The sequence below is a fragment of the Haloarcula terrestris genome, from assembly GCF_031624315.1.
Classification (GTDB): Archaea; Halobacteriota; Halobacteria; order Halobacteriales; family Haloarculaceae; genus Haloarcula; species Haloarcula terrestris.
In genome coordinates this window covers 1-24,525 of sequence record NZ_JAMQOM010000012.1, presented here as the reverse complement: position 1 = coordinate 24,525, position 24,525 = coordinate 1, and the positions used below count along the sequence as shown (strand labels likewise).

Genomic DNA, 24,525 nt, shown 5'->3' with positions numbered 1-24,525 from the left:
CGGCCAGCGGCACGGCTCGCTGTCGGCTGCCGTCCGGTCTGTGGCATGACGACCGTCCCCGAGTCGCGGGCGTTCCGCATCGAGGAGACGGGGACGCGCCTCAACGGTCTCGAACTGGAGCTACACCTGTTTTTCGGCGTGTGGGCCGTCGTCGAGCGCCACGAAGACCGATGGGTCGTGGCGACTGAAGACGGCGAGCGGCGGACGCTTGTCCCCGTCGCGGACTAATCTACCGGAGTTCGTCTGGCTCGCCGTGACTGTGTCTCAATCCGTCGTCCCGGCGAGAGACTCGAACACGGTGAGGTCGTGACCGAGCAGCACGTCGGCCCCCGTGGCGCGCTGTCGGTCGCGGCACTGCTCTAGGCTCTCCTTCCACGCACCATTGTTCCAGAGGAGGCTCGTCGCCATCGGCTGGCCCGCGTAGTTGGCCTCGACGTACGCCTCGTCACCGACGACGAGCAGCGGCTGCTCCGGGCGGTCGATGAACGCACCCATGAGCCCGGGCGTGTGTCCGGGGAGATGCAGCAGTTCGACCCCGTCAGTGAGGTGGTAGCTGTCGCCGTGGACGATCTCCCAGTTCAGGTCGCGGTCGAAGTCGCTGGCGAGGTAGGCAATAGAGCCCTCGTCAGTGTTGGCACTGTAGTACGCGTAGGGGAGTTCCTCGCGGTGGACGTAGACCGGCACGTCAGTTCCGACGAAGTTGTGCAAGCCACCGGCGTGATCCAGGTGGAGGTGGCTCATCACGACAGCATCGACCTCCTCGATGCTGTAGCCCGCCTTTTCGAGGTCGACTGGCAGGGCGTGCTCGGCAGCGTCGACGTGTGCGAACGCCTCGTACAGCGGCGTCGGCCAGTAGCCGTCGGCCGCTTCCGGGTGGGAGCCGGTGTCCCAGAGGATCGTCATCTCGGGCGTTTCGACGACGAGGTTCCAGACGACGTACGTTTCGTACTCGTGGTCCGGGTCGCGGTCCGAGGCCGTCGCGACGCTGTGGCCGTCGACGACGAAGTTCCGGTCAGCCTGGACACGGCCCCGGTCGACGAACGTCACCGTAATGTCTGCCATGGGAGACACTTGTCCCCTCAGCGAGTAAAGAGCGGTGCCGTAGCCTTTGGGTCGTTCGTTACCCGCCGGTACTCGTTGTACCCCCCTTCCTAACGAGATACCGACTTCGTACCGCTCGAACGTGACGCCTCTTTTATGACGATCGCGGACTATAGAGCGGGACCCACACACACCACCGTGCAAGTGTTCTCGGTGTTCGCAGGGGTGGGGGTGGGGAGGGGTGGGTCCCTATATGCATATTTAAAGAGATGGAGAAAGCGTTCAGGATCACCAGGACTCAGTGACGGAGTAATAATATAAAAAAGATCCAAAGGCAATATAACTGCATTTGAAGACGTTTAAGCTCGAATTCTAGATATCAGACTGCTTTGTTTTAAGGGGCGAATAATGCTTATACCCTAAAATATAAAAATAAAACTCTAGTTCTCTAGCTAGTCTAGAACGGAAGAAGAGAAAATCGCAGGATACAAGTACGTTAACTCAGTTTTCGGTGCAGCGGACCGTTCGCGGTCGTTCTCAAAACCAATCGGAGAAACACTTGCAGGGTGGTGTGTGATTGTTCGGCGTGAAAACACTTGAAACACTTGAACGGTGGTCACTGGTTTTATGTGGAGTCACTCAAAAGGTGGGGTACGATGGTCGACGTGAACGAGAACCCGTTCGACGGAACTGATGCGATCTTCGAACGAAAGCAGCCACTCAAGAAGGACACGTTCACGCCGGATACGATCTTTCACCGCGACGAGGAGATCGAATTTTACATTAATGCACTTCAGGATGTAATCGTCGGCCACGACCCCAACAACGTTTTCGTCTACGGGCCGACCGGCGTCGGCAAGACTGCCGTCACCAAGTGGGTCCGTGACAAGCTCGAAGAGAAGGCCGACGCCGAGGACATCCCGCTCACCGTCATTGGCCCGATAAATTGCCGGAACTACCGGTCGGCGTACGCGCTGGTTAACACGCTCGTCAACGAGTTTCGGGACCCGGAAAACCAACTGCCGGAGAGCGGCTACAGCACTGACAGCGTCTTCGAGTTTCTGTACGAGGAAATCGAAGCTGTCGGCGGGAACGTCCTTATCATCCTCGACGAGATCGACAACATCCCCGCGGACGCACGGAACGACTTCCTCTACGAACTGCCCCGCGCCGAAGCGAACGAGAACACGCCGATCACCGATGCAAAAGTCGGACTCATCGGTATCTCGAACGACCTCAAATTCGTCGATGTGCTGGAACCGAAGGTAAAATCGACGCTCGGGGAGCGAGAGATCAAGTTCGGACCGTACGACGCGACCGAACTCCGGGATATCCTCGGGTACTACGCTGACATCGCGTTCAGGGAGGACGTTCTCGGCGAGGATGTGGTCCCGCTGGCGGCGGCCTTCTCGGCACAGGAGCGCGGTGACGTTCGCCAGGGTCTCCGGATTCTGGAAAAGGCCGGGGAGTACGCGCGGATGGAGGGTGCCGACGGCGTGACGGAAGCGCATACGCGCCGAGCCACGGATACCATCGAAACCGACGAACTGCTGGACTACTTCGAGCACGACCTGAGTTCACAGCAGGCGCTGACGTATCTCGCCACGACGCTCGCACTCATCGAACCGAAACACGAGGCCTCGACGAAGCGCATCTACAACCTCTATTCCTCGATCGCGGAATCGAGCGGCCGCCGCGTGAAATCCGAGCGCAAGATCTACGAGTTCCTCGATCAGCTCTCGATGCAGGGGCTGGTCCGCTCTGCCGAACGCAATCTCGGGCGGAAGGGCGGACGCAAATACATCTACGAGGTCACTGACGACCCGACCGACATCATCAACGCCGCACTCCAGTCCTCGTACAGCGACGCCGTCCCGAGCAACGTCAACGGGATTCTGGAACATTACCTGGAAGACGAGGCAACGGAGTTCGAGGCACCGGACACCACCGACGACGAACAACAGAACCTCTGGCAGTTCACGTAACGGGGCCACTTCCACGCTCCCCCCCCCACCCCGGGGGTTCACACCGTAGAACACTTGCACGGTGGTGTGTGTGTGTGTGTGTTCATCGGCGGCCTCAGCTACCGAGCGGTGCAGAACAGTTGCAGGGTGGTGTGTGTGCCCACGAAAGACGATGAAGCCGCGATGACAACGTGTGTATAGGGCCTCTCGCTCGCAATTTACCGTGTAGAACACTTGCAACCCGGTGTGTCCGCCCGTTTCGAGCAACACCACGGGGTTCCGCTTTGAAAACACTTGCAGGGTGGTGTCTGTGTCGATTCGCCCGAAGACCGTCGAAACAGGCGCTCTGGAACACTTGCAGGGTGGTGTTTTCGTGCGTTCGCACGTCTGTCTCAGTACTGGAAACACTTGCAGGGCGGTGTCCGGGCAACGAACTGATTCCCACAAATCCGGAACGAAAGGCCTTCAGCGCGGGTTTTCGTGGCTTCTGCCCGTTCAAACGCCCCTGCGTGAACACTTGCAGGGTGGTGTGTGAACACGTGTCGACTGATCTTGGCCGCCTGTAGCCGGATCGTAAACACTCAGAGGCGGTATCAGAACACTTGTACGGTGGTGTCAGAACGCCTGTCCGGCGGTGGCAGAACACTTGTAGGGTGGTGTGCGTGTCCGGCAGAGCCGGCACAAACCATGTCGACCGTTGTATTGCCGGATCTGACTGCTACGGTCGGTCGTCGGTCCGTCCGTTTCGAAGCGACGCGACCGCAGAGTCGAATCCCGCCGAAGAACACTCGAAGGGTGGTGTCCCGCACCGAAACCACGTCGGTTGCGGCCCGATCCGAGGACAGATCCTCTCAAATTGCGATCCGACCGCTACTTCGGGGCCTGATTGTAGATGAGATTCCGCTGGATGTCGTTGGCACCCTCGTAGATGACCGGAATCCGCACGTCGCGGTACACGCGGGAGATGCGGTTTTCGGTCAGAACAGACCGCCCGCCGTGCAGTTGCATCCCCTTCTCGGCGGCGTCCATCGCCGCTTCGGTCGCTTTGGTCTTTGCCAGTGCGGCCCAGTAGCCGGCGTTTTCCTGATTGGCGACGCGGTCGGCGGCGTGCCAGGTAAGCGTTCGAGCGGACTGGAGCCCCAGATGCATGTCGGCCAGTTTGTGCTGGACCGCCTGGAACTCGTCGACCGTCTTACCGAAGGCCTCGCGGTCGTGGACGAACTCCCAGGCTTCCTCGATGGCCGCGGCGGCGAGACCGATGCCGTGCCCGCCGACGATGACGCGTCCATGGTTGAAGAACTCCGCCAGCATGTAGAAGCCGGCCCCCTCGACGCCGATCAGGTTCTCCTCTGGAATCCGGCAGTCGTCGAGGACGATGTGGGCCTGCTTCGACGCTCGGAAGCCCATCTTCTCGGGAATGTGTTCGGCGTGGTAGCCGTCGGCGTCCGTCGGCACGATGAACATCGAGTAGTTCCCGTAGCGGTCGTTCGGGTCGTCGCCGGTCTTGGCGTACAGCGTTACCCAGTCGGCCTCGACGCCGTTGCCGATCCAGTACTTTTCGCCGTTGAGCACCCACTCGTCGCCGTCCTGCTCGGCGGCCGTCGTCATCCCGGCGAGGTCGCTTCCCGTCTCCGGTTCGGAGACAGCCAGGCCCGTGATCTGGTCACCGGCCGCAACCGGTTCGAGGAACTCCTCCTTTTGCCACTCCGCGCCGTGGTCCTCGACGATTTCGGCCCCGAAACTGGCTAGCTGGAGCGTCAGGGCGATACCGGCGTCGGCCTTGTAAAACTCCTCGGCGATGGCGAGCACCTGGTGGAGATCGTATCCGCTCCCGCCCCACTCCTCGCCGATGTCCTGTGCGACGAGGCCGGCCTCGGTGGCCGCGTCGAGCACATCCCAGGGGTATTCCCCGGACGCGTAGTAGTCGGCTGCGACTGGCTCGATGTGTTCCGTAGCGAACTCCCGGGCCTCCTGCTTGACCTCGTGGGCGTGCTCTGGAACGAGTTCCTCGGACAGTAGCTCCATGATTAATGCCATGGTTTGTGTCCTGATATACTCCGTGAAACTTCACCAAACATCGTTGAAGTTGTTTCCGCGAAACTGCTGATAATCGGCCAGCACGCTTTTGCGTGGTTGTGGCCTTCCATGCCCATGAACCGTCGAGACTACCTGATTGCCGGAGCCAGCCTCGGAACTGCCGGGCTTGCGGGGTGTTCGTTCCTGGCCGCGGCCGAGGCGCCGCCGCCGGACGTTCCCACACAGCGCCTCGAAGACGGTGGCTGGACGCGAACGGACCTGTCTTCGGAAACAGTGTTTGACCGGAGCTACGGCCCGGTTTCCGTCGAGGCCGTCTCCAGTACGGTCCAGTACGTCGACGAGCAACTGCAGAACCGGGTCGCCAGCCGAACCCTCGATCAGGTGGAGACTGCCCTTTCCGTGTTTTTCGCCACACGTGTCGACTTCAGCCCGAATCTCGACAATCTCCCGGCCGGCGCAGGCCAGGAGGAGTTACTTGCGGAAGTCAGAACGAACGCCCGCGACAGTTTCGAACAGCAGATGGAAAACCAGGGCCTGACCGATATAGAGAAGACTGGCGAGGGAACCATCGAAATCGACACCGGCGAGACGGCCGAGACGACGCAGCTGTCGGCGGTCTACCCGTTCGAGGGGATTACGTTCGACGTGACGGAGAACGAAGCTGTCGAGATTCCGGCGACGGATATCAACATCTCTGCGGTGTTCGCGGTCTGGCACCACGGCGACTTCGTCCTCATCTCCGGGGGCGCGTACCCGGCGCAGAACTTCGAGCAAGTCGTCGAGAACTCACTGAGCGACGGCATCACGGTCACTGTCGATGTCGACCTCAGCCTGCAACCCGACGCCTATCGGACCGAAATCCGGAACCTCATTACTGGCGTTCAGTAACTGCGACTGCGACCGCTTGGCCGGGAGCGCACTACCCGGGCCGCTCACTCCGGTGCGGCGTCGTCGGGGACGCGGCCCTCAACGAGCGATTCGCTGGCGTACTCGTCGCGCAGCGCCTTCTTGTCGAATTTCCCCGTCGCTGTCTTGGGGACTTCGTCAATCGTGATGAAGTTGTCCGGCACCCACCACTTGGGGTAGGAGTCGAGAATGTGCGCCCGGAGGGCCTCGGCGAGCGTGTCCTCGTCGGCGTCGGCCGTCGGAACGATCATCGCGAGGGGACGCTCCTGCCAGCGCTCGTGGGGGACGCCGATGACCGCCGCTTCGCTCACGTCCTCGTGGGCCATCAGTTCGTTTTCCAGTTCGAGCGAGGAGATCCATTCTCCGCCGCTTTTGATAACGTCTTTCGCCCGGTCGACGATCTGAATGTACCCGTCCTCGTCGACAGACACTACATCACCGGTCTTCAGGTAGCCGTCCTCGAACTCCTGTTCGTTCGCCTCCGGTCGCTTGAAGTACTCCGTCGTCACCCACGGCCCACGGACGTGTAGCTCGCCGAAGTCCTCGCCGTTGTGCGGGATTTCGTCGCCGTTGTCGTCGATGACTCGGAACTCCAGTCCGGGCGAGATGAGCCCCTGCTTCGCGCGCTTGTCCAGTTGCGTCTGGTAGTCGGCGTCCTGCAGGTCGCTCCGCAGGGACGCCACTGCACCCACCGGAGCCGTCTCGGTCATCCCCCAGGCGTGGACCAGTTCCACGTCGCGGTCGTCGAAGAACCGGATCATCGCCTCCGGGGCGGCGCTCCCGCCGACGACGAGTCGGTCGAGCGAGGAGAGGTCCACGTCGTTCTCCTTGATGTACTCCATCAGCCCCAGCCAGACGGTGGGGACGCCGGCGGTGACGGTGACGTTCTCTTCTTCGATGAGCTTTGCGAGGTCTGCGGGTTCGGGCTGTGGGCCGGGATAGACGTGCTTTGCCCCGCCGGCCGTCGCCGAGAACGGCAGCCCCCACGCGTTGACGTGGAACATCGGGACGACGGGCATCACCACGTCGTCGTCATCGAGCGGAATGCCCTGTGGCGACTGAATCGCCATCGTGTGGCTCCACAGCATCTGCTGGGTGTACTCGACGCCCTTCGGTCGTCCCGTCGTCCCGGAGGTGTAACAGAGGCCCGCGGGGCGGTCCTCCGCCAGTTCCGGCCAGTCGTACGTCGTCGGCTGGTCGGCGATGAACGACTCGTAGGCGACGGCGTCGAGGTCCGTCTCGGGAACTGACTCGCTCATCACGATGAACTGGTCGACGGACGCAAAGGAGTCGGGGTCGTCCGCAGCGGCTCCTTCGAGTTTCGGCAGGAGCGATTCGTCGACGAAGATGATTTCGTCCTGTGCGTTGTCGACGATGTACTGGATGTGTTCGTCGGGCAGGAGCGGATTGATCGTGTGCAACTGCGCACCGATTCCCGGCACTCCGAAGTACGTCTCGAAGTGGCGGCTGTGGTTCCAGCAAAAGGTCCCGAGCCGTTCACCGTCGCCGTATCCCGCGTCGTCGAGCGCGTTCGCTAACTGTGCCGTCCGGTCGGCGTATTCAGCGTAGTCGTGGCGTACGATACCGTCATGCGTACGAGATACGACCTCTGTGTCGGAATACAGTGTTTCTGCACGCCACAGGAACGGTCGCAGGGTTTGTGGGCTCCCTCCTGGCATATCACCATGCAAGAGTCCATGGTACAAGAAACACTGCTAAATCTTTCATGAAGGAAAAGGAGTTCATCCGTAGCGGTTACCGCTTCGTTCGTGACTGTACGTTTACACTTCGATTTCCTGCATCAGATCGACCAGCTCTTCCAGTTCCGGAAACGTGTACACCTTCACGTTGATGTCGGACTCCAGTGCGTGAACCCTGGAGTCGAACATCAGCGCCATCTCGTTGTCCCGCCCGCCGACGAGCTGGTCGACCATCCCGCTCCCGGGGCCGAAGGTGAAGTTCGGCGTCGAGATGTCGATGGTCGTATCCAGGACGTTCGCCCAGCCGTCGATGAAGCCGCTGGTCATGATGTTGCCGATCTCCTGGATCGCCGACCGCTCCATGTCGGTGAAGCCGCTCGCGTTGGGGTCCGTCTCGCCCATGTCGCCGATCATGCCGTTGGCGAGGTCCTTCGCACTGGCGGCGTTGAACAGGAACAGGATGTGGCCGTGGGGCTTTTCGACCATTTCAATGCTGATACCGATCTGCTTCTCGTCGCCGACGTGTGTTTTGATATCCGGGATGTCGATGAAATTGATCTTGGTGATCTCCATCTCCGTCTCCATCCCCGTCATCTGGCTGAGGTGGTTCGCAACGGTGTTTCCACCCTCCTTAGCCATCTGATTGAACAACCCGAGCTTCCGAATATCTATCATCAGACTCATTCGTTAGGACCAGCGTTGGCGGAGATTTACGCGGCCTCCTACATAAGCTATGCACCCGCATTTTCGTCGGCGAGAATCGGAGCCCCGTTCAGAACTGTTCGGCCGTGTCGATACCGATGACGATGCCACACTCGTCGGCGTCGAAGTTGTCGTCCCCGCGGACGGATTTGGCGAACAGTAGCTTCGCCTGTTCCGTGTGTGCGAGCCTGACGCCGGCCGCGATATCGTCCTCGAACCCGAACTCCGCGAGGAGATCATCACAGACCGCGTCCGAGACGCGGTAGGCCCGAGTCCCGTTGACGGTGACGTAGTCGAACGCCCGTTCGAACTGGCTGTGGCGACCGATGAGATCCGCATGGAGGACGACCAGCGCGTCACACAACGCTTTGTTGTTGACCTCTGCCCACCCGGCCGCCCGTTCGATAACGGCGGTGTCCAGTCCCGATTCTGTCGAGGCCGTGCCGGTATCTGCTTTCGCCATTGTTCATGTTAGTTATCAACACACATGGTAATAGCGTTTGGGTGTGGTCGCTGTTTAGGCACGTCGGCGTCCCTCCGCGTCCCCAGGGAGCCGTCACTCCACGCGGACGCTCACGGCGACGCCCTCACCGAGGGGCAGCAAACCGGTCTCGAACGCCGGGTCGTCGCCGATGCGTTCGAGGTACGCGGCGATACCGCGACTCGCCTCGTTGGCATCGATGTCCTCACCGTCCAGCAACGCTCGCACCTCCTCGAACTCCAGCGGCCCCGCTTCGATCATGTTGTCGGCGACCACGGCCCCACCGACCGGGACCTTCCCTCGGACGGCCTCGAAAGCCTCCGCGTAGCGGTGTTTCTCGTTGTCGATAAGCACCACGTCGAATGGGCCATCGTAGTTCTCGACGGTTTTGATGGCGTCCCCGTGCTCGAAGGCGGCCCGGTCGGCGAATCCGCCGCGGTCGAGGAACTCGCGGGCCTCGTCCAGTTCGTCGGCGTCGATCTCGGTCAGGACGATCTGCCCGTCGTCAGGGACGGCGGGGGCCATCCAGTACGCCGAGTAGCCAAAGCCCGACCCGAACTCGAAAACCCGGTCGGCGTCGACCATCCGGGCGACGAGTCGGAGCCAGCCCCCGACCGCGGGACCGACCGTCGGGAACCCCTCGCGGTCGGCTTTGGCGTCCATCTCCTCGATGACTGCATCGCTGGCTGGGGCGAGTGTCCGGGCGAACTGCTCTGTGATCTCCGGGAGCGGCGTCTCGTCCATATCGGCCTATGCCGGCAGCGGTCACATAAATGAGTGGGTCGGACCGAGCATCACCCGAGTTCGAGGCGTTCGACGTACCGGATCGCCGATTCCAGCGCGGGATTGGGGTAGTACTCGACGGTGTTTGCCGCCGTTTCGTAGGAGAGGATCCCGAGGTCGTCCAGCCGCGGGAGGTGATTGTGCGCAAGCGACACGCCCACTTCGTCGCGCGATTTGGGCGTCTCTCTGGCCGGAATGGCCTTCTCCCGTTCGTAGATGCGGTCAACGAGTTCGTCCAGCGGGACCTCCTGTTCCGACCGGTCTTTCAGGTGATACAGGAGGCTGCGTCGTCGCGGGGCGGAGATCAGTTCTAGAACCTGGTCGAACGAGTAGGGGATGGGGATGGTCTCCGGTTCCTCGGGGTCGCCTCGCCTGACGCCGCCGGGCGGCGTCACGGTGTCCCGGAACGTCGGCGTCTCCTCCGCGTCTTTGGACTCCGTGACGGTCCAGCCACAATCCGGGATGTACTCGTACACTACGTCATACAGCGGCCGGAACATCTCGACTGTCTCCTCCGTGTGGGCTTCGGGGTCCATGTGGTGGTGGCCAGACACACCCATCTCGGCACACTGGCGGTTCAGTGCGGTCACCAGTGCGATAACTCGGTCGCGTTCCCAGGATTCGAGCAGCCCAGTCAGCGAATGCAGGCACAACAACAGCGGGGACCCGTCCTCTTCCAGTCGGCCGAGGTGACGAGAAACGGCGACGCCGATATCGATCGGTTCCACTGTCGTGGGCAGTGTATCGAGCGTCAGCGAGGGGAACGCCCCCGACGCCGCGGCCTGCGAGTTGGCCGGCAAGTCGCTGCCGGCGTCGACGATGATTGCCTCTTCGGGCATCTCGTCGTCGAGATGCTGTTGCCACAGCGAGAGACGGGAATCGGGCGATTCGGACACCGTGACACAGATCGCCTTCGCCGCACCGACCTCCTGTTCCGATAAGAACCCGGCACACCCTTCGCGTTCGGCGTCGCTCGAACCGCGTGCCAGCACTAACACGGATGCCGCCTCATCCAGAGGCTGTTCCGTTGTCCCACTCCCGGAGTTCATTGCGTATTGTATCGTATCAGCAACCATAAACCCACCAACAAATAAGAGTTGCCTTGAGATACGGTGCCAAGGCACACTGTATCGCCTGCACCCCGGGCGCTCCCTATCGCCATTGCATATCACACTCTCTCGGCTGATACTGATTCCGAGGACTTTTGCAACCGCTACACTATACTATCGCCTATGCCCATCATGTCGAGTGGCGACTTTTCTATACACACCGAGACGTGTGACGAGTTCGACGACGGGATGCCGATAAGTTCGCTGCCGGATGAAGTCACCTCCATCGACGACCTCGACTGTGAGTGCTGGAGCGGCTTCGAGTCGTTAGACGATATCTAATACGTCGACGCGTCCCGTCGGATCAGGCGTCCCAGTACGCCGGTTCGTTGCCGGGCGCCCACTTTATCGAACAGCCTCTCGACGGTTTCTCAACGGCTGTGATCTGGTCGCCATCAAGCAGTGTCTCGACGTGGGCGGCCATCTCCCGCTCGCTCGGTTCGTCATCCGGGTTTGGTGCGTCGTCGAGGCGACCGTGATATGCAAGTTTGAACCCCTCGCCGTCGTTCCGGAACAGGAACGGATCAGGCGTACAGCGAGCCCCGTACGCGGCCGCAACTTCTTGGGATTCGTCGAACAGATACGCGTCGTACTGTATTTCGCCGCGCTCGACGAGTTCCTGCATCCGCTCGAAGGAGTCGTCAGGGTACTCCTCGGGGTCGTTAGCGTTGATACCGACCACAGCGAGGTCCTCGTACTCCGCTGCGAGACGATTTAGCTCGTCGATCTTCGCTTTCGCATACGGACAGTGGTTACACGTAAACACGACCAGGAGTGCGTCCTTGTCCTCGAAATCCGATAGTGAGTGCGTCGCCCCGTCTGCTCCCGGTAGTTCGAACGTCGGTGCTTCGTCCCCACGCCCGAGTACGTCGGACTCCGAATCGAGTGAAACCATCGCTATATCGTACGGTTGGCTCCGCTAAAAGTCCACGGACACGCAGGAACGACTTGCTGTGACGCTGCTTACCCGTCCGCTTCGCCAGACGCCGTTGCCGCAGTATCGAAGGCTTTCGCCGCGTCGAAGGCGGCGCTCCCGTCGTCGACTGAAAACACCGTCTCCTCCCCTTCGGCTTCGTGCTTTTCGAGCAGTCCAACCGTCACTAGCTCTTCCAGTGTCCCATCGAGATACAGCGTTTTCAGTGGCACACCGGCCGCTTCGCTCAGTGCTGTTTTCGTATAGGTCTCGTCCGCGTCGAGACGAAGTAGTGTATCAATAACTGTCGCAGCCTTGTCGTGGTTTGCGACGTGACCCCATCCGGTGTCAGAATCAGCTCGCTGACCTCCCTCTTCGAACATTAATCAACTCCTAACTCTCGTAGATATTAAAACCATCTAGTGGGTTCCGCCGCCATGATGAGACGCTGTCTCACTATTGAGCAAGGCTTTTGTCCGCGTCACTCTCCTGGCACTGTATGAGCAGTCGCCGCGAGATACTCGACCTGCTACGGGAGAACGCTCGCTACACGACCGAGGACATCGCTCGGTTGACCGATTACTCCGAGAGCGAGGTAACGGAGATCATCGACGAGTTCGAGGAGGCAGGCGTCATCCGCGGCTACGGAGCGGTCGTCGACTGGAACGCAGTCGAGACCGACGAGGAACGGGTTCGCGCCACCGTCGAACTCAACGTCACGCTGGACCGCGAGACCAGCTACGACGACATCTCTCATCGGATCGCGAAGTTCCCGCAAGTGACCTCGCTACGACTTGTCAGCGGGGATTACGACTTCGATCTGGAAGTCGAAGGTGACTCGATGCGTGAGGTCTCGCATTTCATCAGCGACAAGATCGCGCCGATTCCCGAGATCACGCAGACGGTGACCCACTACATTATGGAGTCGTACAAGGAGCAGGGGATGGAGTTCGACGACCACGACGACGACGACCGGTTGTCCGTCTCACCATGACGTTCGAAGCCGCAGACAGGGTCGACAGCGTCCCGCCCTCGGGCATCCGGCGGTTCTTCGAACTGGCCGAAGAGATGGACGACATCATCTCGCTTGGCGTGGGCGAACCGGACTTCTCGGCCCCGTGGGCGGCCCGCGAAGCCGCTATCGCGTCGCTCGAACGCGGCCAGACCTCGTACACGGCCAACCGCGGCAAACGGGAGCTTCGGGAACGGATCGCGGACTACGAGGCGTCGACGCACAGTCTGCAGTACGACCCCGACGAAGAAATCCTCGTCACGGCGGGCGCGAGCGAGGGGCTCGATCTCGCCTTTCGAGCGCTGCTGAACCCCGGCGATTCCATCGCTATCGCCCAGCCCTGTTACGTCTCGTACGTCCCCGGCGCGACGTTTGCCGGTATCGACGTGATCGACGTTCCGACACGTGCAGAAGACGAGTTCAAGCTTACCCGCGAGGTGCTGGAGTCGTCCGGCGCGGCCGAGGCCGACGCGCTCGTGTACTGTTACCCGAACAACCCCACTGGGGCGACGATGACGAGCGAGGAGATGGCGTCGGTCGCGGCCTTTTGCCGGGAACATGACCTTCTCGTGTTCGCCGACGAGATCTACGCCGACCTCACGTACGAACACGACCACACGTCCATCGCTACCCTTCCCGGGATGCGCGAGCGGACCGTCGTGTTCAACGGCTTCTCCAAGGCGTTTGCGATGACGGGATTCCGGCTGGGATACGCGATGGCCCCGCTGGAGGCCATCGAGGCGATGAACCGAATCCATCAGTACTCGATGCTTTCGGCCCCGACGACGGCCCAACACGCCGCTATCGAAGCGCTCGATACCTGCCGCGACGAGGTCACGGAGATGGCCGCACAGTACGACCGTCGACGGAAGTACGTGCTCACGCGCTTCGAGGAGATGGGACTGGATTGCTTCCCGGCGGCCGGAGCGTTCTACGCGTTCCCGGAATGTCCCTGGGACGATGCCGGCGAGTTCGCCGAGAGTCTGCTCCAGGAAGAACAGGTCGCAGTCGTGCCCGGAACCGCCTTCGGGGAGGGCGGTTCGGGTCACTTGCGGGTGTCCTATGCGACCGGCCTCGACGACCTCAAAGAGGCGATGGCCCGGATCGAGTCGTTCCTCGGTTGATAGTTAAGGCCGGCGAAACATTCAGTATGGTCGACTTACTACCGTAAGGAGACCGTGATACGAACAGCCCAATTTTCTACTTCATTTACAACTTTTGTGGGTAAAGTTTTTTCCCGCCTAACGGGAGATAAATAACAATGGCTATCGATGATACTGGGGGTGGTGAGTCAGACCAGATCAACAGCGGGGGGAAACTGGCTGACGAACCTGCACGGGTCGGCGAGTATACGTGGGATGATCTCCGTCGGGAGGTCCACAACGGGGGGCGGTTCGACCGGAGTGAATACCTGGGTTTCGAACCGCGACAGCTCAAACAACGGATCGAGGGGGCGGCGAGCGCCGGTAAAACGCTGCAAGCACCATTCGAAGAGTACCTCGACCCGGATACGACGCCGGTAGCGAAGGACATCTACACGTGGGAGCATTTCAAGCAGGAGTACTACTACGAGGACGGCAATCTCCCCCGTGACAGCGACGGCGAAGTCGTTCCCTTCGACGCCAGCGACCATCTGGCGTTCGAACCAGAACACACTGAAAACAATCTGTCCGCCGCCGAGGACATCGCCAGTGAACTCCACGAGTACGTCGATGAGAACACCGTCGACGTGAACCCGGAGTTAGATGAAGACGAGTTCTTCTCGACACGCGACGGGCATACGACTGTCGTCAACCGATACGACCTGGAAAAAGCCGTGCCGCATTCGAAGAAGTCACATTTCAGTGAACTGGAACGGTACTGGGTCAACAAGCCCTACGCCTGCGTCATCATCTTTCACTCCCGGAAGGAAAACGAGAAGAAGTACTACGTCATCGAGCCGTATCTCACCGATATCGAGATCGACCTCCGGGAGTTCCTCTCGGGGAAGCTCAAGACCGCGATCAAGTACTCCGAGGACGATGTCATCGTTCAGGGGACCGACGCCGACCGGGCACAGGTCATCCAGCGGGAGGCCGAACAGCTCCTCTCGCGGTACGACCTCTACGGCGGCTCAGTCTCCAGTAGCGGTGAAGAGAGCGTTCTCGGTCAGGTCAAGGAGCTGTTCGGGCTGGACGACGAGGAGCAAAGCGAGACCGCGGGACAGCTGTCCGGGATTTCGACGCGGCCGGAACCGGCAATTCTCGAAGAGGACGACCCGAAACTGAACGAGTATCAGGTCGAGAAGCTGCTGTACATGCTCAAGCGGGACTTCGTCGGCTACGCCCGTATCGACGGCGTCAAACACGACATCAACGTCGAGGACATCTCCTGTGACGGGTACAACTCCCGGGTGTTCGTCTACCACACCGACTACGAGCAGATCATCTCGAACGTCGAACACGGCGAGGGAGAACTCGACGACTTCGTCGTGAAGCTCGCCCAGCGCTCGGGCAAGGGTATCTCGAAGCGCCAGCCACAGGTCGACGCGACGCTGCCCGACGGCTCGCGTGCCCAGTTGACGCTGGGACGGGAGGTCTCCGACCACGGGACGAACTACACGATCCGGCAGTTCAAGGACGTGCCGTTCACGCCAATCGACCTCATCAACTGGAACACCTTCTCCTTAGACGAGATGGCGTTCCTCTGGCTCTGTATCGAGAACAACAAGAGCCTCATTTTCGCCGGTGGTACCGCATCCGGGAAGACGACGAGCCTGAATGCCGTCTCGCTGTTCATCCCCTCGAACTCGAAGATCGTCTCCATCGAGGATACGCGGGAGGTCGAACTGCCCCAGCGAAACTGGGTGGCAAGCGTCACGCGCCCGTCCTTCGGCGAGGACGACAAGGGCGATGTCGACGAGTTCGACCTGCTTGAGGCGGCACTCCGGCAGCGCCCCGACTACATTGTCATGGGTGAGATCCGTGGTGAGGAGGGTCGGACGCTGTTCCAGGTCATGTCGACGGGTCACACGACCTACACTACCTTCCACGCCGACTCCGTCGGCGAGGTCATCAAGCGGTTCACGACCGAACCGATCAACGTCTCGAAGACGCTGTTTACCGCGCTTGACCTGGTGTCGATCCAGACCCAGACCCGGGTCGACGGCAACAAGGTCCGGCGGAACAAGTCACTGACCGAAATCAACGAGTACTCCGCCGAGAACGACGAAATTAACGTCCGAGACGTGTACGAGTGGCGCGCAGAAACCGACGAGTACATCCAGATGGGCAACTCCAACACCCTCGAAGAGATCAAGTTCGACCGCGGATGGACCCAGGAGAAACTCGACGAGGAGTTGTTCAAGCGCAAGGTCGTTCTCGCGTACCTCATCGAGAAGGGGCTGAACACCTACACGCAGGTCGCGGCGACCATCCAGGCGTTCATCAACGACCCCGACACCATTCTGACGCTCATCGCCAACGACCAGCTCGAACTGTCGCTCGAGGACCTCCGTGAGATGGAGTCCGTCAAGATCGATATCGACCCCGAAAAGGAGGAGATGGTGCCCCGACCGGACGCGCCGCCGGAGATGGTCGAGGAGACCAAGCAGGTGCTTGACAACGCCCAGCCGCTGTTTAGCACGTACAAGAGCCGCGAAACGCCGGACATTGTCTCGGCGCTGATGGACGAGTCCGAGGAAAGCGCCGACGAGGACAGCATCGACTTCGGCCAGTTCGTTCCGAAGGCCGGAGCGGAGGCAGATAGCGAATGAGTCTGGACACACCGGGCCAGCAACAGGTGGGCAGCGGCGGCGCGCTCGGTGACACGTTCTATCCGGCCTACCAGATGGTGTTCGACGACGAGGGCGATTTCGTCAACAGCGTCGAGAACAAACTCGCCCAGGCGCGGATGGCTGACAACGTCGAGATGTTTCTCGCCCGGGCTCTCGCGGTCGGTGTCATCGCCGGCCTCGCGCTGTGGCTGGTCGGGACCTTCCTGGGCTATCTGCTGGTCCAGTTGCTGTTTGCCGGCGGGGAAGCGCCGACGCTGATCGGGATCCCCGTCCCCGAGAACGTCTCGGCGATCCTGGCTGTGCTGAAACTTCCCTTCCTCGTGATCGTGACCGGTATCGTCTTCGGGATCATCGGCTTTGCCATTGGGTTCGGATCACTCGTATCGATACCGTATTTCCGTGCGAGCGCGCGCGAGCGTGAAATCAACGTTTTGCTGTCCGACTCGATCTCGTTTATGTATGCGCTGTCTGTGGGTGGGCTGAATCAGCTCGAAATCCTGCAGTCGATGGGGCGGGCCGAAGACACGTACGGTGAGGTCGCACAGGAGTTCCAATCAATCGTTCTGGAGACGGAGTATTTCGACACTGACTACCGGACCGCCGTCCGGAACCAGGCGCTCCAGACGCCATCAGACGAGCTGTCGCAGTTCCTGACGGACATGCTCTCGATCATCAACTCCGGCGGGGACATGACCTCCTTCCTCGAAGACCAGAAGGAAAAGCACATGCGGACCGCCAGGCAGGAACAGGAGAAGATGCTGGAGACGCTGGAGCTGTTCGGCGAGATGTATATGACGCTCTCGCTGTTCCCGCTGCTTCTCATCATCATCCTCGTTATCATGTCGATGATGGGTAACGCCCAGAAGTCGCTCATCTACGGCACCGTCTACGGGCTGATTCCCCTGACCGGGCTGGGCTTTCTCGTCCTCGTCTCGACGGTCACGCAGGATTCCATCGGGGACGGCTATCTGCGGTCGAGCCCCGGCGAGAAGGAACTCGTCGTCGACGAGGGCGTCGGCGTGTTCAACCTCGGGCTCATCGAGAGCTACACGGGGACCTACAGCGTCTTCGACCGGATCAAGAGCCGGGAGGGGACCCACGAACTCATCGGGATCCTCAAACGGCCCGACCTGTTCTTCCGCGACCATCCGCTGCTGGTGTTGTGGTTGACAGTTCCGGCGTCGATCCTCGCCGTCGTCGCGGCTATCGTCATCGGGTGGGCCCCGCTGTCCCTGGATGGCATGATCGCCGTCCCGGTTCGCTCCACGTTCTTCTGGGTGTATGTCCCGATGTACATCAACTTCATCCCGCTGATGATCTTCTACGAGTGGAACCAGCGCTCGCGGAAGGCGATCATCGGAAAGCTCTCGGAGAACCTCCGGAAGCTCGCGTCGGCGAACGACACCGGGATGACGCTGCTGGAGTCCGTGAAGGTGGTCTCCGAGACCTCTTCGGGGAAGCTCTCAGAGGAGTTCGAGACCATCCACGCGAAGGTCAACTACGGGACGAGCCTGAAAGACGCCCTCCGGGAGTTCAACAACAAGTACCACGTCCCGCGGCTGGCGCGAACAGTCAAGCTCATCGCGGAGGCACAGGAGGCTTCGAGCCAGATTCAGGACGTGCTGTCGACGGCGGCACAGGCATCGGAGAACCAGGACGACATCGAGCGGGAACGGAAGTCCCGGACGCGGATGCAGACGGTCATTATCTTGATGACCTACCTGACGCTGCTGGGCGTGATGGCGCTGCTGAAGACCCAGTTCCTCGACGTGATGTCGGGGCTGGCGACGCAGGCTTCCGGATCGAGTAGTTCCAGCGCGCCAGGCGGCGGCTTCGGCGGCAGCGTCGACACGGAACTGTTGTCGATGCTGTTCTTCCACGCCGTGACGCTGCAGGCGCTGCTGTCGTCGTTTATCGCCGGCTACATCCGCGAAGTGAAACTCGTTGCCGGCGTGAAGTTCGCCGTCATCCTCTCGACGATTGCACTGGTGGTGTGGATGGCCGTGGGGTAGCGGACTTGCCGCGGCTCGACAGCGTACGTGTCAGATAGCAAATAGGGTGTGTGGGACATGGATACAAGAGCACAAACACCGCAGGACTTCGCCGTGGGGGTGAGCGTCCTGCTCGTGACGATAATCGGGGTATTGGCGTTCGTACAGGGTAGTGCGGTCGGCGTGTACGAATCCCCAGATGTACAGCGTAACCAACCAATTGCAGACCGGGCGGCAACGCATCTCGTCGAGACCTATTCGGTTGAGGGGACGCGGAACCACATCCGGTATAACACGAGCAGCGGGATCGATGCGTCCCTCGACGATGACATAGCCAGCCATAGCGGAACGCTTGGCGGCTTGAAATCGAGCGCCGGTCTGGACACTGCAACAGCCCGTCGGACGAATGCGTCACTCAATGTAACAGTGGTCAACGCATCGACGCTCGAAGCGAGGGCACGGGCCCCGGCAGTCGACGACCACGACCGGACACTCGCCTGGGGGCCCGATGCCGCCGGTAGAGACAACCTCGCGACGACCTCTCGCGTCGTGAAGCTGACGAACGCAACCGGCCAGTGCGATCCGGTCTGCTGGCTCGTCGTGAGGGTGTGGTAACGATGCGTGGCCAAGCGTACACGCTGGAAGGCGTCCTCGCAGCCATCGTCGTTGTGACGGCGACGGTCTACGGGCTGTCGGCAGTCGACACCGGCCCGTTCCAGACAGGAACGCAACAGCGGACGGCAGAACTAGAGACTCGTGCGAGCGACACCCTCTCACTGGCGGCTGAAACCGGTGCGCTGCACACCGCAACCGCGTGTTACAGCGTCGGAACGTCGACGCTCAACGGCAACCGGACGGGCAGTTCGACCGAGTTCGAGTCGATGTTGAACCGCACCTTCGACAATCAGGGTGACCAGTACAATCTCTACTTCAGCTACTGGGACTCTGATTCGGACGCACGCCGGACGACCCTCGTCTCGCAGGGCTCACCTGAGAACGTCGCTGAGAGACCGGCCGACGCAGCCGTCGCGACCGAGACGGTGACACTGACCGACGACATGCCCGCCCGAATCGGTGACTGCAGCGCTACCGGGCCGTCCCTCTCGGCCGTTGACGAGTACTTCGCCCCCGACGCGAAACCAGACTCTGTCGTCTACAACGTCGTGGAGGTGCGTCTGGTCGTATGGTAGCCAACGAGCGCGGGCAACTGCTGTTGATCGGCGGTGTCGCCGTCGCTATCGTCGTGTTCAGCACGATTCTGTTTGCCCATAGCCTCGCTGTCACCGACGGTATCACGACCACCGGGAGCGCGGATACCATCGAGCGCATAGCTGACCGTGAAGCCTCCGTCGAGCGCGATCTCGGACGGCTCGCGGCCCAATCGCGGGGCGACGACTTCGATGGATTCGAGGTGCGATACGAGAACGCGCTCCGGAACTATACGGAGACACACAACCAAGTCGTCGCAAGCAGTGGGGGGCCCTATCTCAATGCGACGCTGAACGAGTCGGAGTCGCTCGGCACAGAGGTGAACCAGACGAGCTCCGAGAAGTTCAAACGGCCAAACGGTACAGGTTCGAGAACAGATTGGGACATCGCCCGGAACGTACAACGTGTAGCTGTCTTCAAAGTTACAGTAGATAATATAAATGGAAAAGGAAACAAATTAAATATCACTGTTAACAGTGCACGTAGTGGCTCCGTTGACTGGCATCTGAATATAACTGGTGACCCCTCCGGTGATCGTAAAAACGCCACTGCTAATGGCAATCTCGTTTGCGATGGAGAGGGTGAGCTGCAAATCAATCTGGTTGAGGGAACCTGTAAAATTGGCGGTGGCACTGAAACATCGTTTACATCGTTCCCCGAAACTGTCGACAGCCCATATACTGTCAGCATTGACCATGGAAGCCATGCCAACGGTACCTATGTTTTTGCTGCCGATGGTAACTTTACAGCCCCCGATAGTTACAGTGATTATGACACCTCACCTTACCCCGTCGTCCCTGCTGTCGACGTGACCTATGACACACCGTCCGCGAGCTACAATCGGACGGTGCTCGTGGAGGTGGACGACGGATGACCCTTGACCGTGTCCTGTCCGATACCCGCGGTGTCTCGCCAGCAGTTACACAGGCGCTCACTATCGGTATCACGTCGCTGCTGGTGACTGGTCTCCTCATTGGTGGGAGTCAGATGGTCGACTCACAGCGTGAGCGAGTGACTGAAGAGGCTCTGGAGAACATCGGTGATGGCATCGCGCGGGATCTGATTCGTCTGGATGCGTTCGACACTGAGACGCTCAATTCGACAGTGTCGTTCCGCGCGACGTATCCAGAACGGATCGCCGACCAGTCGTATAACGTCGAAGTTTCTTCAACGACTTCACGCACACGCGTGTACGTGAACGCGTCAGGACTGAATCGGTACGCTGTCGTCCGATTTGAGAATGAAACTACCGTCTGCTCATCTGTCGTCTCCAGCGGGCCGCTAGCCGTCTCGTACAACGCGACAGCCGACTGCATGGAGGTGATTCGCGGATGAACACTCGACCGTTCGGGCAACGCGGTCACGACCGTGGTGTGTCCGACCTGCTCGCGTTTACGCTCACGTTCAGTATCATCATTACTGGCATTGCGCTGGTGACGCTTGGCGGGCTTGGTGCGTTCGATGCCATCCAACAGGGTGCGACAACGGATGTCGCGGAAACGTCGATGATTGGGTTCGCAGAGACCACGGATGACCACATACAGGGGGACGCCCCGCGACGAACCACGAATATGAAACTCCAGGGCCACGGACTCTCTCTCCGGTCATCGACGTTGAACGTAACTGTTGACGGGGACTCAGCGAATATTTCGACTAGAGCGTTCGTCCGCGAAACCGATACGGAGACTGCTCTTGTCTACACCAGCGGTGCAGTGTACCGGGTCCAGGGGGAGGGACTGGTCGTCTCACGGAAACCCAGTCTTCGGTGTGGGCCTGACAGCGCGTACCTTTCTGTCCTCTCTCTCGACGGGCAGACGGACTTCTCGTCTTCGGGACGTGTGATCATACAGACCTCGGTTCAGAACAAGTCCCTCATCTCTCCTCGTGCCGGAAATCCACCGTCTGCGTCGACCGTCTCTGTCAACGTCTCGGAGACGGCGTATCCGGACGCGTGGAAGCGGACGTTCGACCGGCAACTGTCGAACTGGTCTCCCCATCCCTCGGAGTCACACACGTACCAGTGTACTGGTATCAACCGTGCTATCGTCCATAACACGACGGTCGACGTTCAAACGATTACCTAACGGGTCCGTTGTCTTTGATACACAGCCCTGCTGCTATGTTGCTCAGTACTGGCGGTAAAAAGACCGTTACGCAGCGGTCACCAGCGCAGCAATGACCGACCATCGCGTTCCGCTGTTCGATTCTTCTTGTTTCGCCATAGCCGCAGTTTCATCTCTCGGGTGTTTCCAGTTCATCACGTACACGGGTATGTACCCGACAGGGATGAACTGTTCGAAAACTAATATATTGTCGTAGTCTTTCATGATTGAGAGCCCGTCGCAGTATTCACGAGGGGGACAAGAAGAATCACGACAGATTCCCGCCCTACTGGCAAAAGATGACCGCTCCGATATCTTGAAAATCTATTACTATTCGCTTAGATATGATGCATTTTAGTCGTGAGATCCTGAAGTCGACAGAGCGATGCTCGGGACCTGGTCTGGCGGTCTCCATCTGTCTCTGAAACTGCCTGGATCCTCCCTTGGATCGGGAATATATGATAACTGTTCGCAAGGTAGTACTATTAGTCTCCAATTCATATGAACGGATACTAATGAAGAAGCAGGAACTCATTCACCTTCACAGTCTTCTCGCGCAAGTACAGCACCACTACGAACACGAGGCGGACACAGCTGTCGAACACGACCTGTATGCCGAACTCGGTGTCAAGCCGACATCGATCCACAAGTCGAAGACGGACCACAAGGAAGCAGTGTTTGCGCTCGCTTCCGGATTGACCGACGCGATGGGTGAAGAAGCCGACGAGCCACAGACGCTGACTGCCGACTGAACCGATCGGTACCGTTGTCGGTTCGTTCTCACCGTCTCGTTTCTACCAGTAGCCCCTCGTCAGTGGTTGCTTTGCTGTTGTCAGCAGGTGCCCGCATGGTACACGCTATCCCGCCTCTCAAACGACTTATACGGGAGGCGACCGTATTTAAATTGTGAGCGACGATTCAGGGCGGCGGAATCTCCGCATGCCCACAAGTGACGAGATGTTCGCAGTGGTAACAGAACACCTTGGCGGGAACCACGTCCGCATTCGCTGTGAGGACGGTGAAACCCGACTCGGTCGGATTCCGGGCCGCATGAAGTTCCGGACCTGGATTAACGAGGACGACATTGTTCTCGCCGAACCGTGGGACTGGCAAGACGAGAAGGCCAACATCGAATGGCGCTACAAAGGACAGGACGCCGATCAGCTCCGCTCCGAAGGCCACATCGATTCGCTGACCGCCTAATTTTACCACTGTACACGCGCTCCGGTTCTCGACATCCCCGAGAGAGTTCTCCGGCGCGATCTGTCCCACTCCGGATTCGGTTTTGTTTCCCGGGCGTAGCGGCTGCGTTTTCGCCATAGCTCTCGGTATGCTACGGCCGTGAAACGGTGGGTTAGTACTGCTATCTATTGATATATAATGGCTCAACAGGTCTTCGACGACCACCTGTATGACAGAAACCGAATACAAATACTCGCTGACTTTTCGATATCCCTGCGCTGTATGGTGGTTATCCGTGTCACGCCATCACGTTACGTATGCGTCGTGTGTGTTCGACACAGGGCGGCTGCGAGACGATTCATTTATATGTACCCCACCCATCGGATATGATGCGAAGGTCGCACCGGGCAGCGAGCCCGGGTCGACACGCTCGGTCGGCCACCTGGGTCGTCCGAGACACGAGAGATCCTCGCCTTCCCCTCTGGGGTCGGCGAGGTCTCACCCCATGAGGATTCCACCCCTGCGGTCCGCCGTCAAGATGGAATCTGATGTGAGCCCACGGACCCATGCAGTAGTCAACACTGGCGTAGGAACCAGTGTGTTAGCTTCCGACGGAGTGCAACCACTTCCGCCGCTGATGTATATCAGCACATTCCGGTTGATCCTGCCGGAGGCCATTGCTATCGGAGTCCGATTTAGCCATGCTAGTTGCACGAGTTTAGACTCGTAGCATATAGCTCAGTAACACGTGGCCAAACTACCCTACAGACCGCAATAACCTCGGGAAACTGAGGCCAATAGCGGATATAACTCTCATGCTGGAGTGCCGAGAGTTAGAAACGTTCCGGCGCTGTAGGATGTGGCTGCGGCCGATTAGGTAGATGGTGGGGTAACGGCCCACCATGCCGATAATCGGTACAGGTTGTGAGAGCAAGAGCCTGGAGACGGTATCTGAGACAAGATACCGGGCCCTACGGGGCGCAGCAGGCGCGAAACCTTTACACTGCACGACAGTGCGATAGGGGGACTCCGAGTGTGAGGGCATATAGCCCTCGCTTTTCTGTACCGTAAGGTGGTACAGGAACAAGGACTGGGCAAGACCGGTGCCAGCCGCCGCGGTAATACCGGCAGTCCAAGTGATGGCCGATATTATTGGGCCTAAAGCGTCCGTAGCTTGCTGTGTAAGTCCATTGGGAAATCGACCAGCTCAACTGGTCGGCGTCCGGTGGAAACTACACAGCTTGGGGCCGAGAGACTCAACGGGTACGTCCGGGGTAGGAGTGAAATCCTGTAATCCTGGACGGACCACCAATGGGGAAACCACGTTGAGAGACCGGACCCGACAGTGAGGGACGAAAGCCAGGGTCTCGAACCGGATTAGATACCCGGGTAGTCCTGGCTGTAAACAATGCTCGCTAGGTATGTCACGCGCCATGAGCACGTGATGTGCCGTAGTGAAGACGATAAGCGAGCCGCCTGGGAAGTACGTCCGCAAGGATGAAACTTAAAGGAATTGGCGGGGGAGCACCACAACCGGAGGAGCCTGCGGTTTAATTGGACTCAACGCCGGACATCTCACCGGTCCCGACAGTAGTAATGACGGTCAGGTTGACGACTT

The 24,525-nt window shown here is 59.9% G+C and carries 25 protein-coding genes and 1 rRNA gene; 16 read left to right on the top strand and 10 right to left on the bottom strand.

The genetic code is table 11. The features are described from left to right. Positions 1-45 precede the first annotated feature (45 nt). A complete protein-coding gene (locus NDI54_RS18575; protein ID WP_310897894.1) occupies positions 46-228 on the top strand; it encodes a hypothetical protein in 183 nt (60 codons plus the stop codon). Positions 229-264: 36 nt separating this feature from the next. On the opposite strand, the gene NDI54_RS18570 is transcribed toward NDI54_RS18575, so the two are convergent. After that, complete coding sequence (locus NDI54_RS18570) at positions 265-1,062, bottom strand: N-acyl homoserine lactonase family protein (protein WP_310897893.1); 798 nt, start codon at positions 1,060-1,062, stop codon at positions 265-267. A gap of 635 nt (positions 1,063-1,697) precedes the next feature. Between NDI54_RS18570 and NDI54_RS18565 the strand changes: the two genes are divergently transcribed. Then, complete coding sequence (locus NDI54_RS18565; protein WP_310897892.1) at positions 1,698-3,026, top strand: Cdc6/Cdc18 family protein; 1,329 nt, start codon at positions 1,698-1,700, stop codon at positions 3,024-3,026. Between the two features lie 849 nt (positions 3,027-3,875). Here the strand turns inward: NDI54_RS18565 and NDI54_RS18560 are convergent. Continuing rightward, positions 3,876-5,030 (bottom strand): acyl-CoA dehydrogenase family protein, encoded by a 1,155-nt coding sequence (locus NDI54_RS18560; RefSeq protein WP_310897891.1) that lies wholly within the window; start codon positions 5,028-5,030, stop codon positions 3,876-3,878. Positions 5,031-5,156: 126 nt separating this feature from the next. Here NDI54_RS18560 and NDI54_RS18555 point away from each other — a divergent pair, with 126 nt between their 5' ends. Next, positions 5,157-5,930, top strand: a complete 774-nt coding sequence (locus NDI54_RS18555) for a hypothetical protein (RefSeq protein WP_310897890.1) — start codon at positions 5,157-5,159, stop codon at positions 5,928-5,930. Positions 5,931-5,974: 44 nt separating this feature from the next. On the opposite strand, the gene NDI54_RS18550 is transcribed toward NDI54_RS18555, so the two are convergent. From NDI54_RS18550 to NDI54_RS18530, 5 genes are all read right to left on the bottom strand, one after another. After that, on the bottom strand, positions 5,975-7,627 hold the full coding sequence (locus tag NDI54_RS18550; protein ID WP_310897889.1) for a long-chain fatty acid--CoA ligase: 1,653 nt from the start codon (positions 7,625-7,627) through the stop codon (positions 5,975-5,977). Between the two features lie 102 nt (positions 7,628-7,729). Beyond that, positions 7,730-8,332, bottom strand: coding sequence for a chemotaxis protein CheC (locus tag NDI54_RS18545; RefSeq protein WP_310897888.1), 603 nt, complete (start codon positions 8,330-8,332; stop codon positions 7,730-7,732). An 88-nt stretch (positions 8,333-8,420) separates the two neighbouring features. After that, positions 8,421-8,813, bottom strand: coding sequence for a hypothetical protein (locus NDI54_RS18540; protein WP_310897887.1), 393 nt, complete (start codon positions 8,811-8,813; stop codon positions 8,421-8,423). Between the two features lie 93 nt (positions 8,814-8,906). After that, a complete protein-coding gene (locus NDI54_RS18535; protein ID WP_310897886.1) occupies positions 8,907-9,575 on the bottom strand; it encodes an O-methyltransferase in 669 nt (222 codons plus the stop codon). Between the two features lie 50 nt (positions 9,576-9,625). Next, positions 9,626-10,663 carry a DUF7504 family protein gene (locus NDI54_RS18530; RefSeq protein WP_310897885.1) on the bottom strand — a complete coding sequence of 346 codons (1,038 nt, stop codon included), beginning with the start codon at positions 10,661-10,663 and terminating at the stop codon, positions 9,626-9,628. A 183-nt stretch (positions 10,664-10,846) separates the two neighbouring features. Between NDI54_RS18530 and NDI54_RS18525 the strand changes: the two genes are divergently transcribed. Next, positions 10,847-11,005: a hypothetical protein gene (locus NDI54_RS18525; protein ID WP_310897884.1), complete on the top strand. Its 159-nt coding sequence runs from the start codon at positions 10,847-10,849 to the stop codon at positions 11,003-11,005. Positions 11,006-11,027: 22 nt separating this feature from the next. Here NDI54_RS18525 and NDI54_RS18520 read toward each other — a convergent pair whose 3' ends face one another. Further along, positions 11,028-11,618, bottom strand: a complete 591-nt coding sequence (locus NDI54_RS18520; RefSeq protein WP_310897883.1) for a thioredoxin family protein — start codon at positions 11,616-11,618, stop codon at positions 11,028-11,030. A 68-nt stretch (positions 11,619-11,686) separates the two neighbouring features. Next, entirely contained in the window at positions 11,687-12,019 is a 333-nt protein-coding gene (locus NDI54_RS18515) for a hypothetical protein (RefSeq protein ID WP_310897882.1), read from the bottom strand. Between the two features lie 116 nt (positions 12,020-12,135). Here NDI54_RS18515 and NDI54_RS18510 point away from each other — a divergent pair, with 116 nt between their 5' ends. The 9 genes from NDI54_RS18510 (at position 12,136) to NDI54_RS18470 (ending at position 21,707) form a co-directional block, all read left to right on the top strand. Continuing rightward, the gene (locus NDI54_RS18510) at positions 12,136-12,630 is read left to right on the top strand and encodes an Lrp/AsnC family transcriptional regulator (protein WP_310897881.1); all 495 of its coding nucleotides are present in this window, start codon (positions 12,136-12,138) and stop codon (positions 12,628-12,630) included. Beyond that, on the top strand, positions 12,627-13,772 hold the full coding sequence (locus NDI54_RS18505; RefSeq protein ID WP_310897880.1) for a pyridoxal phosphate-dependent aminotransferase: 1,146 nt from the start codon (positions 12,627-12,629) through the stop codon (positions 13,770-13,772). Before NDI54_RS18510 ends, NDI54_RS18505 begins: the two co-directional genes overlap by 4 nt. A gap of 137 nt (positions 13,773-13,909) precedes the next feature. Continuing rightward, entirely contained in the window at positions 13,910-16,402 is a 2,493-nt protein-coding gene (locus tag NDI54_RS18500) for a type II/IV secretion system ATPase subunit (protein ID WP_310897879.1), read from the top strand. Then, positions 16,399-18,435 carry a type II secretion system F family protein gene (locus tag NDI54_RS18495; protein WP_310897878.1) on the top strand — a complete coding sequence of 679 codons (2,037 nt, stop codon included), beginning with the start codon at positions 16,399-16,401 and terminating at the stop codon, positions 18,433-18,435. The genes NDI54_RS18500 and NDI54_RS18495 overlap by 4 nt, the downstream gene beginning before the upstream one ends. Positions 18,436-18,492: 57 nt before the next feature. Then, a complete protein-coding gene (locus NDI54_RS18490; RefSeq protein WP_310897877.1) occupies positions 18,493-19,029 on the top strand; it encodes a DUF7287 family protein in 537 nt (178 codons plus the stop codon). A gap of 2 nt (positions 19,030-19,031) precedes the next feature. After that, positions 19,032-19,604 carry a DUF7288 family protein gene (locus tag NDI54_RS18485; protein WP_310897876.1) on the top strand — a complete coding sequence of 191 codons (573 nt, stop codon included), beginning with the start codon at positions 19,032-19,034 and terminating at the stop codon, positions 19,602-19,604. Beyond that, positions 19,598-20,497 (top strand): hypothetical protein, encoded by a 900-nt coding sequence (locus NDI54_RS18480; RefSeq protein WP_310897875.1) that lies wholly within the window; start codon positions 19,598-19,600, stop codon positions 20,495-20,497. The genes NDI54_RS18485 and NDI54_RS18480 overlap by 7 nt, the downstream gene beginning before the upstream one ends. After that, entirely contained in the window at positions 20,494-20,958 is a 465-nt protein-coding gene (locus tag NDI54_RS18475) for a DUF7266 family protein (protein ID WP_310897874.1), read from the top strand. The genes NDI54_RS18480 and NDI54_RS18475 overlap by 4 nt, the downstream gene beginning before the upstream one ends. Next, the gene (locus tag NDI54_RS18470) at positions 20,955-21,707 is read left to right on the top strand and encodes a DUF7289 family protein (protein WP_310897873.1); all 753 of its coding nucleotides are present in this window, start codon (positions 20,955-20,957) and stop codon (positions 21,705-21,707) included. Before NDI54_RS18475 ends, NDI54_RS18470 begins: the two co-directional genes overlap by 4 nt. 66 nt (positions 21,708-21,773) lie before the next feature. On the opposite strand, the gene NDI54_RS18465 is transcribed toward NDI54_RS18470, so the two are convergent. After that, positions 21,774-21,950 (bottom strand): hypothetical protein, encoded by a 177-nt coding sequence (locus NDI54_RS18465; protein WP_310897872.1) that lies wholly within the window; start codon positions 21,948-21,950, stop codon positions 21,774-21,776. 290 nt (positions 21,951-22,240) lie between these two features. Here NDI54_RS18465 and NDI54_RS18460 point away from each other — a divergent pair, with 290 nt between their 5' ends. The 3 genes from NDI54_RS18460 to NDI54_RS18450 all read left to right on the top strand — a co-directional run. Next, entirely contained in the window at positions 22,241-22,477 is a 237-nt protein-coding gene (locus NDI54_RS18460) for a UPF0058 family protein (protein WP_310897871.1), read from the top strand. A 154-nt stretch (positions 22,478-22,631) separates the two neighbouring features. Then, a complete protein-coding gene (locus NDI54_RS18455) occupies positions 22,632-22,928 on the top strand; it encodes a translation initiation factor eIF-1A (protein WP_049919665.1) in 297 nt (98 codons plus the stop codon). 630 nt (positions 22,929-23,558) lie between these two features. After that, positions 23,559-24,525: ribosomal RNA gene (locus tag NDI54_RS18450) — 16S ribosomal RNA — on the top strand; the annotation flags it as partial.